General features: G+C 74.1%; 16 protein-coding genes. 8 read left to right on the top strand and 8 right to left on the bottom strand.

Annotated elements, in window-relative coordinates:
- The first annotated feature begins 34 nt into the window (after positions 1–34).
- On the top strand, positions 35–889 hold the full coding sequence (locus ACZ7L7_RS06845) for a LysR family transcriptional regulator (RefSeq protein ID WP_285515424.1): 855 nt from the start codon (positions 35–37) through the stop codon (positions 887–889).
- 130 nt (positions 890–1019) lie between these two features.
- On the opposite strand, the gene ACZ7L7_RS06840 is transcribed toward ACZ7L7_RS06845, so the two are convergent.
- Positions 1020–1601 (bottom strand): Rv1733c family protein, encoded by a 582-nt coding sequence (locus tag ACZ7L7_RS06840; RefSeq protein ID WP_471430499.1) that lies wholly within the window; start codon positions 1599–1601, stop codon positions 1020–1022.
- A 437-nt stretch (positions 1602–2038) separates the two neighbouring features.
- Here ACZ7L7_RS06840 and ACZ7L7_RS06835 point away from each other — a divergent pair, with 437 nt between their 5' ends.
- The gene (locus ACZ7L7_RS06835) at positions 2039–3010 is read left to right on the top strand and encodes an Acg family FMN-binding oxidoreductase (RefSeq protein WP_471430497.1); all 972 of its coding nucleotides are present in this window, start codon (positions 2039–2041) and stop codon (positions 3008–3010) included.
- A 204-nt stretch (positions 3011–3214) separates the two neighbouring features.
- On the opposite strand, the gene ACZ7L7_RS06830 is transcribed toward ACZ7L7_RS06835, so the two are convergent.
- Positions 3215–3598 (bottom strand): STAS domain-containing protein, encoded by a 384-nt coding sequence (locus tag ACZ7L7_RS06830; RefSeq protein ID WP_285515421.1) that lies wholly within the window; start codon positions 3596–3598, stop codon positions 3215–3217.
- A gap of 219 nt (positions 3599–3817) precedes the next feature.
- Between ACZ7L7_RS06830 and ACZ7L7_RS06825 the strand changes: the two genes are divergently transcribed.
- The 3 genes from ACZ7L7_RS06825 (at position 3818) to ACZ7L7_RS06815 (ending at position 5978) form a co-directional block, all read left to right on the top strand.
- On the top strand, positions 3818–4492 hold the full coding sequence (locus ACZ7L7_RS06825; RefSeq protein WP_471430495.1) for a helix-turn-helix domain-containing protein: 675 nt from the start codon (positions 3818–3820) through the stop codon (positions 4490–4492).
- A gap of 117 nt (positions 4493–4609) precedes the next feature.
- The gene (locus ACZ7L7_RS06820; protein WP_453599664.1) at positions 4610–5050 is read left to right on the top strand and encodes a pyridoxamine 5'-phosphate oxidase family protein; all 441 of its coding nucleotides are present in this window, start codon (positions 4610–4612) and stop codon (positions 5048–5050) included.
- 115 nt (positions 5051–5165) lie between these two features.
- Positions 5166–5978: a universal stress protein gene (locus ACZ7L7_RS06815; RefSeq protein ID WP_285515418.1), complete on the top strand. Its 813-nt coding sequence runs from the start codon at positions 5166–5168 to the stop codon at positions 5976–5978.
- Between the two features lie 16 nt (positions 5979–5994).
- Here the strand turns inward: ACZ7L7_RS06815 and ACZ7L7_RS06810 are convergent, their stop codons facing one another.
- Positions 5995–6441, bottom strand: coding sequence for a pyridoxamine 5'-phosphate oxidase family protein (locus tag ACZ7L7_RS06810; protein WP_285515417.1), 447 nt, complete (start codon positions 6439–6441; stop codon positions 5995–5997).
- A 312-nt stretch (positions 6442–6753) separates the two neighbouring features.
- Between ACZ7L7_RS06810 and ACZ7L7_RS06805 the strand changes: the two genes are divergently transcribed.
- The 3 genes from ACZ7L7_RS06805 (at position 6754) to ACZ7L7_RS06795 (ending at position 10432) form a co-directional block, all read left to right on the top strand.
- Positions 6754–7449, top strand: a complete 696-nt coding sequence (locus tag ACZ7L7_RS06805; RefSeq protein ID WP_285515416.1) for a response regulator — start codon at positions 6754–6756, stop codon at positions 7447–7449.
- Between the two features lie 104 nt (positions 7450–7553).
- Entirely contained in the window at positions 7554–8582 is a 1029-nt protein-coding gene (gene gap / locus ACZ7L7_RS06800) for a type I glyceraldehyde-3-phosphate dehydrogenase (RefSeq protein ID WP_472075150.1), read from the top strand.
- 122 nt (positions 8583–8704) lie between these two features.
- Positions 8705–10432, top strand: coding sequence for a sensor histidine kinase (locus ACZ7L7_RS06795; protein ID WP_453599670.1), 1728 nt, complete (start codon positions 8705–8707; stop codon positions 10430–10432).
- A gap of 7 nt (positions 10433–10439) precedes the next feature.
- Here the strand turns inward: ACZ7L7_RS06795 and ACZ7L7_RS06790 are convergent, their stop codons facing one another.
- From ACZ7L7_RS06790 to ACZ7L7_RS06770, 5 genes are all read right to left on the bottom strand, one after another.
- The gene (locus ACZ7L7_RS06790; RefSeq protein ID WP_453599673.1) at positions 10440–11210 is read right to left on the bottom strand and encodes an SCO2400 family protein; all 771 of its coding nucleotides are present in this window, start codon (positions 11208–11210) and stop codon (positions 10440–10442) included.
- 173 nt (positions 11211–11383) lie between these two features.
- Positions 11384–12277: a universal stress protein gene (locus tag ACZ7L7_RS06785; RefSeq protein WP_472075147.1), complete on the bottom strand. Its 894-nt coding sequence runs from the start codon at positions 12275–12277 to the stop codon at positions 11384–11386.
- Positions 12278–12411: 134 nt separating this feature from the next.
- The gene (locus ACZ7L7_RS06780; protein ID WP_472075145.1) at positions 12412–13662 is read right to left on the bottom strand and encodes an MFS transporter; all 1251 of its coding nucleotides are present in this window, start codon (positions 13660–13662) and stop codon (positions 12412–12414) included.
- An 80-nt stretch (positions 13663–13742) separates the two neighbouring features.
- Positions 13743–15326: an ABC transporter permease gene (locus ACZ7L7_RS06775; RefSeq protein ID WP_472075143.1), complete on the bottom strand. Its 1584-nt coding sequence runs from the start codon at positions 15324–15326 to the stop codon at positions 13743–13745.
- Complete coding sequence (locus ACZ7L7_RS06770; protein WP_471592255.1) at positions 15323–16273, bottom strand: ABC transporter ATP-binding protein; 951 nt, start codon at positions 16271–16273, stop codon at positions 15323–15325. Before ACZ7L7_RS06770 ends, ACZ7L7_RS06775 begins: the two co-directional genes overlap by 4 nt.
- Positions 16274–16369 lie beyond the last annotated feature (96 nt).

Raw genomic sequence — 16369 nt, 5'->3', positions numbered from 1 at the left:
AATGCACCGGTCGACCGATCTATACGCTTGAGTTATGGATGTGGAGCTCCGTCAGCTGCGCTGCCTGGTCGCGATCGTCGACGAGGGCGGCTTCACCGACGCGGCCATCGCCCTGGGTGTCTCCCAGGCCGCGGTGTCCCGCACCCTCGCCTCCCTCGAACGCGCCTTGGGTGTACGGCTGTTGCGGCGCACTTCCCGGGAGGTGACGCCGACCGGGACCGGGCAGCGGGTGCTGGCGCACGCACGTCGGGTGCTCGGCGAGGTGGACGACCTGGTCCGGGAGGCCACCTCCGGCCATGAGCGCCTGCGCGTCGGGTACGCCTGGGCCGCGCTCGGCAAGCACACCAAGGACTTCCAGCGCCGCTGGGCCGAGGCCCACGCCGGGACCGACCTCCAACTGGTGCGCGTCAACTCGCCCACGGCGGGGCTCGCGGAGGGCGCCTGCGACCTGTCCGTCGTACGGCGGCCCCTGGACGACCGGCGGTTCGACACGGCGCTCGTCGGGCTGGAGCGTCGGCTGTGCGCGGTGGCCGACGACGACCCGCTGGCCCGGCGCCGCTCGGTACGGCTCGCCGATCTCGCCGGGCGCACCCTGCTCGTCGACCGTCGCACCGGCACCACCACACCCGAGCTGTGGCCGCCGGACACCCGGCCGGCCACCGAGGAGACACACGACGTCGACGACTGGCTCACCGTGATCGCCACGGGCCGCTGCGTCGGCATGACCGCGGAGGCGACGGCCCACCAGTACCCGCGGCCCGGGGTGGTCTACCGGCCGGTCCGGGACGCGGAACCCATCGCCGTACGGCTCGCTTGGTGGCGCGACGACCCGCATCCGGCCACCCAGGCGGCGGTGGAACTGCTGACGGCGTTGTACCGGGGGGACTAGGGTCTGTCGTCGTTTGGATCATCCCGGCGTCGCGGAGTCTGGCACGGCTCCCCAGAGGGGGACCCCAGCCGCGTCGGCGTCGGTTGCACAGCACCGTGGGGCTCGGCCGGGCTGGTCCAGACGAAAGGCCTTAGCCGGTCTTGCGGCGCCATTCGGGCTCGACCAGCTCCCACTCCTGACCCCAGCGCGCCACGCGGCGGCGTTCCAGGCGCCAGCGGATCACCTTTCCGGTGCCGTACACCGCGCCCGCGAGGGTCAGACCGGCGCCGGTTCCGAGGACGGCGGCCTCCACCGCGGCCTCGGTACGGTCCGGCGGTTCGGTGGCGAGTTCGCCCGTGCCGTCCACCCAGACCACCACCTCGGTGCCGGCCTTCGAGCCCCGGTCCACCAGGGTCTCGTCGGTGTGCGTGGTGCCGTCGTCGGTGGTCCAACGGACCGTGCCCATGGCCAGGTCGCTGGCCGCACCGACCGACTTCGCCGATTCGGGGACGTCGGCCTGCAGCACGGCGTGGGTCGGGCGGCGGTCCGCGCGCTGCTCGTCGAAGGCGTCGACCGAGTTGCGGGCCGTCGCCAGGCCGAGGACGGTGCCGCCGACGAGCATGAGCAGCCAGACGGCCAGGACGACCCAGCCCTCCACGATGTCCTCGCGGCGGCGCAGCGGGTTGTACCGCCAGCGCCACAACCGCACCTTCGCGCACCGCGTGCCATCCATCGCTCCGTCCCTCCCGTCGTGCCTCCCTGCCGACGGTGCCACTCGCCGGGCCGCGGCGCGATGGGCCGAGCGGGCGGGACGGGTGGGCCGGTCGGTCCAACCCGAGGCCGGGTCCGCGAAGCCGCGTCGTCCGCCCGGAGGGCGGGTCGAGCGGCGGCGTGGGCGAGCACGCTCTCGGCGTGCCGGACGCCCGCCCGCGTACTGGTTGAACGCGGGTGGCCGGCCGGTGCGGCGAGAGGGCGTGCCGGGCGTCGGGCGGCAGAGGGGACTTCGCGGACTCGACCTCCGCCCGACGGGCGCTGGTCACCGGGCGAGGGCGTCACGCCGGGAACGCGCGGACCGTCGGGCCCGGGTTCGGGACCATCGGCCTCTCACGGCGCCGGGGCGCCGGTCCGCACGCTCGAAGAAAAACACCGCCCCGGCGGGAGGAGCGCATCATGCACAGCACGATCCTGGACGCCACGGCCCTGGAGACCTGTGTCGCGGCGGCCGTAGTCGCCCCCTCGCTCTACAACTCCCAGCCCTGGCGCTTCCGCCTGGACCCCGAGACCGTGACCTTCCACATCCGCGCCGCCCCCGCGCCGGCACTGCGCTTCACCGATCCGGACGGCCGGGCGGTCCATGTCTCCGTCGGGGCGTGCGTACTCAATCTCCGGGTCGCGATGGCGCACTTCGGCTGGACGCCCGAGACCCGGCTGCTGCCGTCGCCCGCGGACCCGGCGCTGCTGGCCACGGTCCGCCCCACGGAAACGGACGCCGTGCATCCGTCGCAGGCCGAGCTGTACGAGGCCCTGTGGCGCCGGCACAGCAGCCGGCTGCCGTTCTCGGGCGGACCGCTGCCCCCGGTGCTGTGCGCTGAACTCGCGACCGCGGCGGCGCTGGAGGGCGCGCACCTGCGCTTCCCCGACGCGGCGGAGACGGCCCGCCTGCTGGCGCTCACCGCGGAGGGCGAACGACGCAACCGCGCCGACCCGGACCGGGCCGCGGAGAGCCGCCGCTGGGTGCGCGAGGACCCGTACGCGTACCCCCGCACCGGGCTGCCCCTGGCGACCCTCGGCCCGCAGGACGCCCGCGAGCACCTGCCCCTGCGGGACTTCACCGCCGAACGCCACACCGAGCGCCTGCCCGCCCGCCCCTTCGAACGGGCCCCGTTCATCGCCCTGCTGACCACCGCCCACGACCGCCGCACCGACTGGCTGCGCGTCGGACAGGCCCTGGAACGCGTCCTGCTCACCGCGACCGCCCGCGGCCTGCGCACCTCCCTCCTCCACCAGTCCCTGGAATGGCCGGACCTCCGGCACGAGGCGAGCCCCCACCTGGGCCACGCCCAGATGCTGATCCGCCTCGGCCACGGCCCGCAGGGTCCGGCCACACCCCGGCGGGCGGTCGAGGAGGTGATCGGGGCGTGACGGTGGCCGTCTTTCAGCCCGTCCGGCGCTTGAGGACGAGGCCCGTTCGGGGCCTATGGGGGTCGAGGGGGCGGAGCCCCCTGGGCGGGATGGAAAGGGCGGGGTGGAAGGGGCGGCAGCCCCTGGGGACGGGACGGGTAGGGGCGGCGGGGGCGAGAAAAGAAACCGCCGAGCCAAGCCCCGGCGCCGAGAACGGGCGCCCCGTCAGCCCGTCGTCGGCGAAACCGCCCGGCCCGGGGCGAGCGCGTCCGACAGCCGGGGGTACAGCTCGAAGACGCCGAACAGGCCCGTGGCGCGCAGCAGGCGCAGCAGGCGGGGACTGTCCGAGACCAGGCGGAGCCGGCCGTGGCGGCCGAGCGCGCGGGTCCTGGCACGGCACAGGACGCCGAGGCCGGTGCAGTCGATGAAGGTCACGTCCGTCAGGTCCAGGACCAGGTCGGGCACCGGGCGGGCGGTGAGGGCGTCGAGTCCGGCCGTCAGCGCGGGCGCGGCCAGGAGGTCCAGTTCGCCCCGCAGGGCCACGACGGTCGCCTGCGGCTCGGCGTGATCCGGGAGCTGCGGCATCGACCGGATGAGGTTCTCGGACATGGTTCCAAAGGCAAGCGGAAGCGGACGGCGCGGCGGAAGGGCCGTACGGCCCCGGCCCCGCCCGGGCGGTGGGGCCGTACGGACTTCGTGGTTGCGATCGATGCCGACCGGCGCCCCCACCGGGGCCGACCGGCCCAAGCGCCGCCCCGGGGCGCGCCCGGACGCTGGAGGAATCAGAGGAGTATCCGCTCGGGGGCCGACAGGAGGAGGTGGCGGGCCATGGCCGACCAGACCTTGTCGATGGCGACCGAGCCCGTGCCCGTGGGCGACCTCGGGCGGCGTATCGCGCTCCGGCGCAAGCAGCTCGGTTTCTCCCGCGTGGAGACCGCCGCACGGGCCGGAATGGCCACCAGCTATCTGCGGTACCTGGAGGAGCAGCCCGTCGTGGCCCCCGGCATCGGGGCGCTGATGCGGCTGGCCGGCGCCCTGCAGACCACGGTCGCGGAGCTGACCGGCGGTGACATCGAACGGCCGCCCGGACCGGGACGGGCCGCGCGGCACGCCGAGTTCGCCGAGCTGACGCCCGAGGAGTGCCACGCCCTGCTCTCCACCCACGGAGTGGGACGGCTGGCCGTGCCCACCGCGACCGGGCCCGTCGTCGTGCCCGTCAACTACACCGTGGCGGACGGCGGCGTCGCCTTCCGGACCGCCCCGGGTTCGATCACCGCGCTCGCGGCGGGCCGCCGGGTGGCCCTGGAGGTCGACCGGATCGACGACGCGTTCAGCAGCGGCTGGAGCGTCCTTGTCCGGGGAACCGCCGACACCGTCACCGACCCGGACCGAGCGCACGACCTCGACGAGCACGCGTACACCGAGCCGTGGGCGGGCGGAACGCGCTCGCTGTGGATACGGATCGAGCCACGCGCCGTCACCGGGCGGCGGATCACGGTGTGACAGGACCGTTGGCGTACGGCACCGGGACCGATGGCCCTTCGCGGGGCACCGGGCCGTGACCAAGCATGGAGGAACACGCGGCGACCGACAGCGACCAGGGGAAAGACAGGGCAGGCCATGTACCGCAGCGACGGATTCCGTGAACTGGACCGGCAGGAGTGCCTGCGGTTGCTGGCCAAGGTGCCGGTCGGCCGTATCGTGCACACCCGGCACGCGCTGCCCGCCGTCCTGCCCGTGAACTTCTCCCTGGCCGACGAGGGCGCCGTGCTGCTGCGCACCGCCGTCGGCTCGGAGCTGGTCCGGGCCGTGGACGGCACCGTGGTCGCCTTCGAGGCCGACCAGGTCGACGCGGCCACCCAGTCCGGCTGGAGCGTCATCGTCACCGGCCCCGCGGCGGTGATCACCGACCCGGCCGAGATCGCCCGCCTGGAACACACCGGACCCCGCTCCTGGGTGCCCTCGCCCTCGGAGGTCTTCGTCCGCATCGAGCCGGAACTGGTCACCGGCCGCGAACTGGTCGGCGGGCGCACGCTGTACGGCGTACGCCTGTCCTCCTGAGCCGTACGGACCCTCCCGGCCGGGCCGTACGGCGCGCGGCCGGGTTCACCCGGCCCCTGCCCCGGACGCCCACGCGGGAGAAGCATCGGGGGCATCGGACAGGAAGGGAGGAGCCATGACTCCCCAGTACGTGGTCGTCGGAGTGGACGGGTCCCTGACCGCTGTACGGGCCCTGGACTGGGCCTCGGACGAGGCGGCGCGGCGCGATGCCGCCCTGCGGATCGTGTACGCCGTGCCCGACCGGGACGAGGCCGCGCCCGTGCTCGGTGCCGCGGTCGCCCGTGTCCACGCACGCCACCCCCGGCTGCGCGTGGCGTCGAAACCGGTGACCGGCGGCCCCGTGGCCGCGCTGGCCCGGGAGAGCGAGAGCGCCGCCCTCACCGTCGTCGGCACCCGGGGCCTGGGCGCGGTCTCCGGACTGCTCGCCCGCTCGGTGAGCCTGGGCCTGGCGGTGCACGCGGCCGGGCCGCTGCTGGTCGTACGCGGCGACCATCCCTGCGACGGCGAGCGCCGGGTGCTGCTCGGCCTGGAGAGCGACGAGGACGCCGACGCCGCCGCCTACGCCTTCGCGGAGGCCCGGCGGCGCGGTGTCGGACTGGACGTGGTGCACTGCTGGACCCGCCGGCACATCACCCCCGAGCTGCCCTCCCTGATCCCCGCGACCAGCCCGGGGCAGCGGGAACTGGCCGTCACCGGCCGCTCCGAGGGCGCCGTGGCGCGCTTCAGCCTCGCCGGACTCAAGGAGCGGTACCCCGCGATCGACGTGGAGACCCGCACGGTGCGCACCGGACCGGCCCGCGCCCTGCTGGACGCCACGGCGGACGCGGCCGTGGTGGTGATCGGAACCCGTCGCCGCCGTCCCGGCCCCGTCGCGCACACCCTGCTGCACCGCTCGCACTGCCCCGTCGTCCTGGTGCCGACGCGCTGAGGACGGCGTACCGGGGTCAGGGCGCCGCGAGCCTGATCCCGGTGACCAGGTCGGGGCGGATGCGGACCGCGTAGTCCATGGTCTGCTGCGACCAGGGGTGCAGCATCGACGCGTAGCGGGCCAGTTCGTCGGGGTCCGAGACCAGATGGGCGTAGCCCGTGACGACGACGCTCCAGCCGACGTGGGTGACCGGGTCGATGGAGTCGGCCTCGTAGGCCACCACCACGCCCGGTGATCCGGCCTGGCGGGTGCGGGAGGTGAGGGCCGCTCCGTCGTGCGTGCGGATGATGATGTCACCGCCGTCCAGGAGGTGGTTCACCGGGCGGATCGTCGGCAGGGCGTGCTGCGTGAAGACGATCCGGCCGAAGGAGACACTGCCCAGCAGCCGCAGCGCCTCGGCACTGTCGAGCTCGATGCTCCGGCGTGGTCCTGTGGCGGTGGGGCTGCCGTTCGTGTGGGGCATGGCGGGCTTCCGTCAGGTTGTGAACGAGTGAACCCTCGTTGTGTCCGAGTTCGATCAGATCATTCGAACCTGGGTGACACCCGGCGGGCAAGGGCCGTTCGGCCCCTGCCCGGGTGTCCGGGCGGCCCCTCACCCTCGGGACCGGGGCGTTTCCTCACGCCTGCCGGGTACCCGTAGGTCACATGTCGGAATCAGGGCCGACCGGCCCTGTCCTCCGGTCCCCTTCCGGGACGAGGATCCCAGCAGGGGGAGTGACCGACGGCCCGTGGACCGGAGACGGGGCACCACGGCGAACACGACGAGGAGCAACCGATGGCGGACGGCGCGCGGCCGGGCCCCGACGACCCGATCCGGGTCTTCCTGCTGGACGACCACGAGGTCGTACGGCGCGGAGTGCACGACCTCCTCAACGACGAACCCGACATCTCCGTCGTCGGCGAGGCCGCCACCGCCGAGCAGGCCCTGGCCCGGGTACCCGCACTGCGCCCGCAGGTCGCCGTCCTCGACGTCCGCCTGCCCGACGGCGACGGCGTGAGCGTCTGCCGCGAACTCCGCTCCCGCCTGCCCGAACTGGCCTGTCTGATGCTCACCTCGTTCGACGACGAGGAGGCCCTGCTGGACTCGATCATGGCCGGCGCCTCCGGCTACGTCCTCAAGCAGATCCAGGGCTCCGACCTGGTCTCCGCCGTGCGCACCGTCGCCTCCGGCCAGTCCCTGCTCGACCCCAGCGCCACCACCAGGCTGATGGCCCGGCTGCGCCACGACCAGGAGCACGACGAGGAACCCGACCCGCTGCCCGGACTCACCGGACGCGAACGGGAGATCCTCGACCTCATCGGCGAGGGGCTGACCAACCGGCAGATCGGCCAGCGCCTCTACCTCGCCGAGAAGACCGTCAAGAACCACATCTCCCGCCTGCTGGCCAAGCTCGGCGTGGAACGCCGCATCCAGGCCGCCGTCATCGCCACCCAGGTCCAGGACCGGGCGCGGAGGCAGGAGGGGCATTAGGCCCACCCCTCGGCCCCGACCGGCCCCTGCCGTGCACGCCGCCCCGGAAGCAGGCTGGAAGCGCACCGGACCACACCGGACCGACCCTGGGGAGGACCACCGACATGAGTGTGCGCGTGGCAATCAACGGCTTCGGCCGCATCGGACGCAACTACCTGCGCTGTGTGCTGGAACGCGCCGAGACCTCCGCCGGCACCCCGGTCGAGATCGTCGCGGTCAACGACATCACCTCACCGGCCGCGCTGGCCCATCTGCTGGCCTACGACTCGACCTACGGGCGGATCGGCCGCGACGTCGGGCACGACGACACCTCCCTCACCGTCGACGGGCACCGCATCGACGTCACCGCCGAGCGCGACCCCGCCGCCCTGGGCTGGGGCGACCTCGGCATCGACATCGTCATCGAGTCCACCGGCCGCTTCCGCACCCGCGCACAGGCCGGGGCCCACCTGGAGGCGGGCGCCCGCAAGGTGCTCCTGTCGGTGCCCGGCAAGGATGTCGACGCCACGGTCGTGATGGGCGTCAACGAGGGCAGCTACGACGCGGAGCGCGACCACATCGTCTCCAACGCCTCCTGCACCACCAACTGCGTGGCCCCCATGGTCAAGGTCCTCGACGAGCGCTTCGGCCTGGTCAAGGGGCTGATGACCACGATCCACGGCTACACCAACGACCAGGTCGTGCTCGACGGCCCCCACAAGGACCTGCGCCGCGGCCGCAGCGCCGCCGTGAACATCATCCCCACCTCCACCGGCGCCGCCCGCGCGGTCGGACTGGTCCTGCCCCAGCTGTCCGGCACCCTCGACGGCATCGCCGTGCGGGTGCCCGTGGAGGACGGCTCCCTGACCGACCTCAGCGCGGTACTGGAGCGCCCGGTCACCGCCGAGGAGGTGGGCGCCGCCTTCCGGGAGGCCGCCGACGGGCCGCTCAAGGGCATCCTGCGGGTCTCCGACGCCCCGATCGTCTCCCGGGACATCGTCGGCGACCCGGCCTCCTGCGTCCTGGACGCCCCGCTCACCCAGGCCCACGGCGACCTGGTCAAGGTCTTCGGCTGGTACGACAACGAATGGGGGTACACCAACCGCCTCCTGGACCTCACCGAGTACGTGGCGGCCCGCCTCCCGCGCGGCTGACCCGCGACGGCCCCCTCCACCGGGCGACCTGCCCCGATGCCGTGTCGCCGCACGCCCCGGACCGTTACGGTGGCACTGGACCGCCATGGGCGGCGACGGACCGAGGGGCGTGGAGGACACCGGTGGAGAGCCAGGGGCAGGCCGATCAGGCCCGCGTACGGCTGCCGCAGCTGAAGCTGGACGAGCTGCTGGAGGAACTGCAGGCCCGTCTCGACGCTGCTCGCGGCACGCGTGACCGAGTGCACAGCCTGCTGGAGGCGGTGCTCTCGGTCGGCCGGGAGCTCGACCTGGAACAGGCCCTGAACAGCATTGTCGAGGCGGCGGCCGCGCTGGTGGACGCCCAGTACGCCGCGCTCGGCGTGATCGGCCCGGACGGCAAGCGCCTGTCGGCCTTCCACACGGTCGGCGTGACCGAGGAGCAGATCGCCGAGATCGGCCCCTACCCGGAGGGCCACGGCATCCTCGGCGAGCTGATCCGCCACCCGCAGCCGCTGCGCCTGGACAAGCTCTCCGAGCACCCGGCGTCGTACGGGTTCCCTCCGCACCACCCTCCGATGAACACCTTCCTCGGCGTCCCGATCCGGGTCCGCGACCAGGTTTTCGGCAATCTGTACCTGACCGAGAAGGCGGGCGGGGTGCAGTTCGACGAGGAGGACGAGTCGGTGGTGTCCACCCTCGCCGTCGCGGCCGGTGTCGCCATCGACAACGCCCGCCTGTACGAGGAGTCGCGGCTGCGTGAGCGCTGGCTGCGGGCCAACGCCGAGATCACCCACAGCCTGATGTCCGGCGCCGAGCGCGGTGAGGCGCTCGGGCTGATCGCCCGGCGGGCCAAGGACATCTCCGGCGCGATACTCGCCGTCGTCGCCATGCCGGTGGAGGACACCGACGTACTGCGGGTGGAACTCGCCGCCGGCAAGGGCGCCGAGGCCCACCGGGGTCTGGTGCTGCCGGTGGACGACAGTCTCATCGGCCGGGCCTTCTCCACCGGCACCTCCGTCACCAGCACGGACATCTCTCGCGACGAGCGCGTCGCCGACTCCGGCGACCGGTTCGCCGGACTCGGACCCGCCGTGGCCGTGCCCATCGGCACCGGTGACGGCGTCCGGGGTGTGGTGCTGCTGGCGCGCGCGCAGGGACGGTCGGTGTACTCCGCCAAGGAGACCGAGCCGCTGCAGGGCTTCGCCGCGCAGGCCGCGATAGCGATGGAGCTGGCCGAACGCCGCCGCGACGCCGAGGAGATCGCGGTTCTCAAGGACCGCGACCGGATCGCCCGCGACCTGCACGACCTCGCCATCCAGCGGCTGTTCGCGACCGGTATGACCCTGCAGAGCGCCGGACGCTTCATCGAGCACGCCGAGGCCGGGGACCGCGTGGCGCGGGCCGTGGACGACCTGGACGAGACCATCAAGATCATCCGGTCGACGATCTTCGGCCTGCGGGCCCGTGAGAACGGCGCCGGGACCGGGCTGCGCGCCCGCGTGGTCCGGGCGGCCGGGGAGGCGGCCCCGGTGCTGGGCTTCGCCCCCAGCGTGCGTATGGAGGGCCTGGTCGACACGGACGTGCCCCGCGAGGTCGCCGACCATGTCGTCGCCGTCCTCTCCGAGTCCCTCACCAACATCGCCCGGCACGCCCGCGCCGAGCGCGCCGACGTGGCGCTGGAGACCGACGGCAACGAAGTCCGCCTCACGGTGACGGACAACGGCGTCGGCATCCCGGCCGAGGGCCGGCGCAGCGGACTGCGCAACATGGCCGAGCGCGCCGAACAGCTCGGCGGCGAGCTGGAGTTGAGCACCCCGGAGGGCGGGGGGACCCGGCTGGTGTGGCGGGTTCCGGTGCCCGGCAAAGGGTAGGCGGCTCTCAGCCCAGGCACAGCACGAGCACGCACACCTGCCCCGACGGCTCGGTCGCCGAGGGCGACGGCGTGGTCGCGGCCGGCGGTGTGGGCGTGGCGGCCGGCTCCGGGGCCGTGTCCGCGACGTCGCTGTTGCTGTTGCCGTTGCCGGGGGAGACCTGCTGCGACTGGGCGCCGGCGGTCGCCGAGGGCGCGGGCGCCTTCGGGGCGCGTGGCTCGGCTGTGGTCGGCGTGGCCCGGGGCGCCACGGATATGGACTGTTCGCGCGGGGCGCTGGTGGGGGAGGACGGCCGGGCCTCGGGCGTGGTGGCCCGCGTCTCCGGTGTCCTGGACGGAGTCGAGGCGGTCGGCTCGGTGGGATCGGCGGCCTCGGTGGGCTCTTCCTCCCTGCTGCCCATCGCCCTGTTGTCCGGCGCCGTCGTCGCCTGGGCGCGGTCCCCGGACCGTCCGTCCAGGGAGGCGACGGTCAGCCCGCCGCCGACCAGCGCGACCGCGGTGGCCACCAGTGCCTTGCGCTGGTTCTTCTTCCAGCGGGCCCGCTGCCGCCGCCGCGCGGCCCGGCCCGTGGAGGCGGCGGCCACGGCCTCGGCGGGCACGTCGTCGAGGGGTTCCCGCACGGGCGGTCGCGTGTCCTGCCAGGTGTCATGGTCCGGGACCGCGTCCGCCCCGGGCGCCGCCATCGCCATCGGGGGCGCGATGTCCGGGGCGTAGGCGCCGCATCCGGGGCACACCAGGGCACCGTTGAGGTGCCGACGGCACGAGGAGCAGTAGTCCATCCGGGGGTCTTCCTGACTCGGCGTTCGCTCGGGGGACCGATGCGGTTGATCGATCGGCCAGAACCGTAGCGAGCCTTTCGACAGGCTGTGTGGAGTCTGTGTGCCGCTCCTGCACGGAACTCGTGCGGCCCTGCGCTCGTGCGGAACTACGGCTCACTCGTGCGGCCCGCGGCTTACTCGTGCGGCACCACGGCGACCGGGCAGCGCACATGACGCAGCGCGGCGTGCGCGACCGGCCCGGTGTGCGGGCCGATCCCGGCCGGGCGGATCCTGCGGCCGACGACCAGCAGCCCGCAGTCCCGCGAGGCGTCGAGGAGCCGGTGCGCGGGACGTCCCTCCTCGGCCGCCGGCACGACCTCCACCGTGGGGTACTTCTCCCGCCACGGCGCGAGCACGGCCTCCAGCACCCGCTCGGACTTCTGCCGGAGGTCCCGGCGGGCCTTCGCCTCCAGCGAGGACGGCACGTACGGCAGCCGCCACGCGTACACCACGCGCAGCGGCGCCGACCGCAGCCGCGCGCTCTCGAAGGCGAACGCGAGCAGGTCGTCGCACCGCTGCGCCGGGTCCACGCCGAGGGCCAGCGGCCGGTACGGCGTGTGGGCGGACGGCCCGCCCGCCCCGTCCGGCCCGTGTTCGTCCTCCAGCGTGTGCTCGGCCCGTACCAGCACCACCGGCCGCGCGACCCGCGCCACCGCGGACTGGGCCACGGAACCGGCCAGCAGGCCGCCCAGACCGGTGAACGCCCGGCTGCCCAGCACCAGCAGCTCCGCCTCCTCGCCCTGCGCGGCCATCGCCTCGGGGGCGGGCCGGGGAATCTGCTCGGCGCTCAAACCCACCTGCGGGTAGCGCTCGTTGACCCGGTCCATGCCCTCGCGCAGCAGCCGCAGCGCCCGCTCACGCGGGGCCTCCAGCTCGGGCAGGTCCGACTCCGTGGGTGCGCCAAGGCCCTCTCCGGCGTGCACCAGCCGCAATGGCAGACCGCGCCGGAGTGCCTCACGGGCCGCCCAGTCGGCGGCGGCCAGGCTCTCCGGGGAACCGTCCAGTCCTACGACAACGGGGCGAAGCATGACGGGCACCTCCCGGAGCGGCGCCCACGCGTAAGTGCGCGGGCCCCCGCGTCACCAGGATCGGCCCCGGGCACGGCCGCGCACATGGGTCGGCACGGCCGCACCGCAGGGCCGAACGGCCCCTGTCCCGCAGATCAGCCCGCCCCGCCGGCCGCGGTCCTGCGCCGCACCGCGCCGCGCACCTTGGTCTCCGTGAAGAGCAGCGCGGCCAGCGCCACCGCCGCGAGGAGGAGCAGGCCCACGGCGTAGCTGTCGTAGGCGCCGTAGAGGCTGCCCATCACCAGCGGGGGTACGAAGCCGCCGAGGCCGCCCGCCGCGCCGACCACGCCGGTCACCGAGCCGGTCTTGCCGGGTGGTGCGAGCAGGGCCACGAAGGCGAAGGTCGCTCCGCTGCCGGCGCCCAGGGCCGCCGCCATCGCCAGGAAGGCGATCGTGCCCAAGGGGGCCAGGGACGGGGTCGCGGACTGCACGAGCGCGCCGGCGACGACCACTGCCAGGCTCCCGGAGAGCACCCGCACCGGCCCGATCCGGTCCGACAGCCAGCCGCCGACCGGCCGCATGGCCACCGCCAGCAGCACGAAACCCGCCATCCGGTTGGCCGCGTCCGCCTGGGTGAGGTCGTAGGCGGTCTTCAAGTACGTCGGCAGGTACACGGAGAAGGCCACGTACCCGCCGAAGGCCACCGCGTACAGCGCGGACGCCTGCCAGGTCAGCGGGAGCCGCAGGGTGTCCAGCAGGCGCCGGGCCAGCGGCTCGGACGGTGCCGTGCGGCCCGGGGCGTCCCGCAGGACCACGGCGGCCACGACCGCGTACACCACCAGCACGACGGCGCAGTCCAGGAACGGGTTGGCGGTGCCGTAGGCGTCCGCCAGCTTCACCGTGGTCAGCGCGCTGATAGCGGTACCGCCCATGCCCATGCCGAAGACGCCGATGGCCATGCCCCGCCGTTCGGGCGGGAACCAGGCGCTGACGAAGGGCACCCCGATCGCGAACGCCGTCCCGCCGATGCCGAGGAAGAACCCGCCGACCAGCAGTGCGGTCAGCGAGTCGTGCCCGAACAGCCCCAGGTACAGGACCGGGACCACGGTGACGGCGGAGACCAGCGGGAACATCACCCGTCCGCCGTAGCGGTCGGTCAGCGCACCCACCGGGATCCGTCCCAGCGACCCCACCACGACCGGCACCGCCACCAGCAGCGACTGCTCGAACGACGTCAGGTCCAGGTCGTCGTGGAAGCGCGGGCCGAGCGGGCTGAGCAGGGCCCACGCCCAGAAGTTCACGGCGAACCCCACGGTGGCCAGGACCAGCATCAGCCAGGCGCGCGAGGACACCGGCGCGGCGGTCGCGGCCGATCCCGGTGACGCGGAGGACGGGGACTGGACCATCAGCGGATCCCTTCGGTGCGCGGAGCCTTGTGTTCAGACTCGCCGAACGGCGCGCGCGCCGCCCGGGGACCGCCGGGCGGTCAGCCGACGTCCCGTCGCCGGAACCCGGCCACACCGGCCGCCGTCAGCAGGGCCGCGACCAGGGCGAGCAGCAGGGGAGCGGCCACCGTCGGGTCGCCCGCCGGGAGGTGCGGGACGTGCTCGAAGGGGGAGAGGTCGCGCACCCAGGAGGGCAGGCCCAGTACCTCGCCGAGGAGTCCGATCACGGCGCAGGCGGCGAGCACCGCCCACGCGGCGGCCGTGGCCCGCGGCAGCAGGCCGAACAGCGCCGTCGCCAGCCCCGCCAGCAGCCACAGCGCGGGCGCGTAGGCGAGCGCCGCGCCCGTCAGGCGGGGGATCTGCGACCAGCCGCCGCCGGTGGACCCGTAGGCGATCCCGGCGCCCAGACCGGCGAGGGCGAGCACGACGACACTGCCCGCGAGCGCCACCGCCAGATGGCTCGCCATCCAGCGGGCCCGGGACACGGGGGTGGCCAGCAGCGGCTCCGCGCGCAGCGCGCCCTCCTCGCCCAGCGGGCGCAGCGCGGACTGGACGGCGAAGCCGGTGCCGATGAGGGCGACCAGGAGCAGCGACTGGGCGAGGTAGGAGTCGGTGAGGTCGGTGGCGCCGTAGCGGGCCATGATGTCCGCCATGGTGTCGTTGTCGCCGATGAAGTCCTCCACGTCGGCGGCGACCCAGCCGTAGGCGAGCCCGGTGAGGAACACCGCGCTGCCCCAGCCGATCAGACTGCCGCGCTGCAACCGCAGGGCCAGCCCCAGGGGACGGCCCAGGCCCGGGGCCGCGCGCGGCGGGCCGGGACGGGGCGGGACCAGGCCCGCGCCGACGTCGCGCCGGTCGCTGAGGGCGTGCGCCACGGCCACGGCGGCGACCGCGCCGACGACCGCGAGGAGCAGCGGCCACCAGCGTTCGCCGGCGAACGGCCGGGACTTCTGCACCAGCCCGATCGGGGAGAACCACGACAGGGTGCCGTCCCCGATGTCACCGACGGCGCGCAGCACGAAGGCCGCGCCCAGCACGGCGCCGGTGCCGCCGTGCACGACCCGGGTGTTCTCCGAGATCTGTGCCGCGACCAGGGTGAACGCGGCGAAGAGAAGGCCGAGCAGACAGAAGGCCGTACCGAAGACCAGCGAGCCTTTCGCGGGCAGGTCCATGGCGATCAGGCCGAGGGCGACGGCGGCGCCGACGGCCACGTTCATGGCGGTGACGACCAGGAGCGTGGCCGTGGCGTTGGCGTGCCGCCCGACCGGCAGGGCGCGCAGCGCGTCGCCGCGGCCCGCCTCCTCCTCGCCGCGCGTGTTGCGCCCGGTCATGAAGACGCTCATCAGGGCGACCACGACCAGACCCAGGGTCCCGACCTGGAAGGCGACCTCGCCGCCCATGGTGTCCAGCGCCAGCGGCGGCCCGTTGAAGGCGATCGCGGCCGCGTTGTCCCTGCTCGCCTCGGCCGCCACGTCCAGATCGTGCTGGGTGGGGTACAGGCCCTTGATGCTGGCCGCCGTGACCAGCACCAGCACGGGCACGGCGAGCAGCCACAGCAGGATCCGCACCCGGTCGCGGCGCAGGACCAGCCGGGTCAGGGTGACTGCGCCGGTCAGCTCGGTCATGACCCCTCCCGGACGGCCGTCTCGTCGCCGTAGTGCCGCAGGAACAGCTCCTCCAGCGTCGGCGGGCGGCTGGTCAGGGAACGGATGCCGAAGTCGGCCAGCAGCCGTACGACGTGGTCGAGCCGTTCGGCGTCGACGTCGAAGCGGGCCCGGTGGTCGTCCACCCGCAGATCATGCACGCCCGGCACGGCGGCGAGCCCGTCGGGCACACGCACCGTCTCGACGTCGATCGACGTGCGCGTCAGATGCCGCAGTTCGGTCAGGGTGCCGCTCTCCACGGTGCGGCCCGCGCGGATGATGCTCACCCGGTCGCACAGCGCCTCCACCTCAGCCAGGATGTGGCTGGACAGCAGCACGGTGCGGCCCTCCGCCTTCACCTCGCGGATGCACTCCTGGAAGACGCTCTCCATCAACGGGTCGAGCCCCGAGGTCGGTTCGTCCAGGAGCAGCAGCTCCGCACGCGAGGTCAGCGCCGCGACCAGGCCGACCTTCTGCCGGTTGCCCTTGGAGTAGGTGCGCGCCTTCTTCGTCGGGTCCAGCTCGAACCGTTCCAGCAACGCGTCGCGCCGCGCCGGGTCGAGGTCGCCGCGCAGCCGCGCGTAGACGTCGATGATCTCGCCGCCCGTCAGCTTGGGCCACAGACTGACGTCGCCCGGTACGTAGGCCAGTCGGCGGTGCAGCGCCACGGCGTCCCGCCACGGGTCGCCGCCCAGCAGCCGTACCTCACCGGAGTCCGCGCGCAGCAGGCCCAGCAGCACCCGGATCGTCGTGGTCTTCCCCGCGCCGTTGGGACCGAGGAAGCCGTGCACCTCGCCCTCGGCCACGGTCAGGTCCAGCCCGTCCAGGGCGCGGGTCCGGCCGAAGGTCTTCGTCAGGCCCGAGACGGACGCGGCGGCATCGCCCCGTGACGTCGGGCTGTTGCGGCGTGGAGCGGAGACAGTGGACATGCATCCTCCTGTGGGTCCTCACCCGACTCTTCCGCAACGGCGGGAGACACGGCAGAGGCCGAAGGTCCCAGGGACGGCGCGCCGGCACAACCACGC

It is taken from the genome of Streptomyces sp. NPDC110618, from assembly GCF_055657065.1.
The sequence above is the reverse complement of the archived record's forward strand: the minus strand, read 5'-3'. Positions and strand labels throughout refer to the sequence as shown.

Coding starts and splice junctions, on each gene's coding strand:
- ACZ7L7_RS06770 (WP_471592255.1), bottom strand. CDS start 16,273: ATGTCCACTGTCTCCGCTCCACGCCGCAACAGCCCGACGTCACGGGGC.
- gap (WP_472075150.1), top strand. CDS start 7,554: ATGAGTGTGCGCGTGGCAATCAACGGCTTCGGCCGCATCGGACGCAAC.
- ACZ7L7_RS06780 (WP_472075145.1), bottom strand. CDS start 13,662: ATGGTCCAGTCCCCGTCCTCCGCGTCACCGGGATCGGCCGCGACCGCC.
- ACZ7L7_RS06775 (WP_472075143.1), bottom strand. CDS start 15,326: ATGACCGAGCTGACCGGCGCAGTCACCCTGACCCGGCTGGTCCTGCGC.
- ACZ7L7_RS06845 (WP_285515424.1), top strand. CDS start 35: ATGGATGTGGAGCTCCGTCAGCTGCGCTGCCTGGTCGCGATCGTCGAC.
- ACZ7L7_RS06790 (WP_453599673.1), bottom strand. CDS start 11,210: ATGGACTACTGCTCCTCGTGCCGTCGGCACCTCAACGGTGCCCTGGTG.
- ACZ7L7_RS06785 (WP_472075147.1), bottom strand. CDS start 12,277: ATGCTTCGCCCCGTTGTCGTAGGACTGGACGGTTCCCCGGAGAGCCTG.
- ACZ7L7_RS06805 (WP_285515416.1), top strand. CDS start 6,754: ATGGCGGACGGCGCGCGGCCGGGCCCCGACGACCCGATCCGGGTCTTC.
- ACZ7L7_RS06815 (WP_285515418.1), top strand. CDS start 5,166: ATGACTCCCCAGTACGTGGTCGTCGGAGTGGACGGGTCCCTGACCGCT.
- ACZ7L7_RS06830 (WP_285515421.1), bottom strand. CDS start 3,598: ATGTCCGAGAACCTCATCCGGTCGATGCCGCAGCTCCCGGATCACGCC.
- ACZ7L7_RS06840 (WP_471430499.1), bottom strand. CDS start 1,601: ATGGATGGCACGCGGTGCGCGAAGGTGCGGTTGTGGCGCTGGCGGTAC.
- ACZ7L7_RS06810 (WP_285515417.1), bottom strand. CDS start 6,441: ATGCCCCACACGAACGGCAGCCCCACCGCCACAGGACCACGCCGGAGC.
- ACZ7L7_RS06825 (WP_471430495.1), top strand. CDS start 3,818: ATGGCCGACCAGACCTTGTCGATGGCGACCGAGCCCGTGCCCGTGGGC.
- ACZ7L7_RS06835 (WP_471430497.1), top strand. CDS start 2,039: ATGCACAGCACGATCCTGGACGCCACGGCCCTGGAGACCTGTGTCGCG.
- ACZ7L7_RS06820 (WP_453599664.1), top strand. CDS start 4,610: ATGTACCGCAGCGACGGATTCCGTGAACTGGACCGGCAGGAGTGCCTG.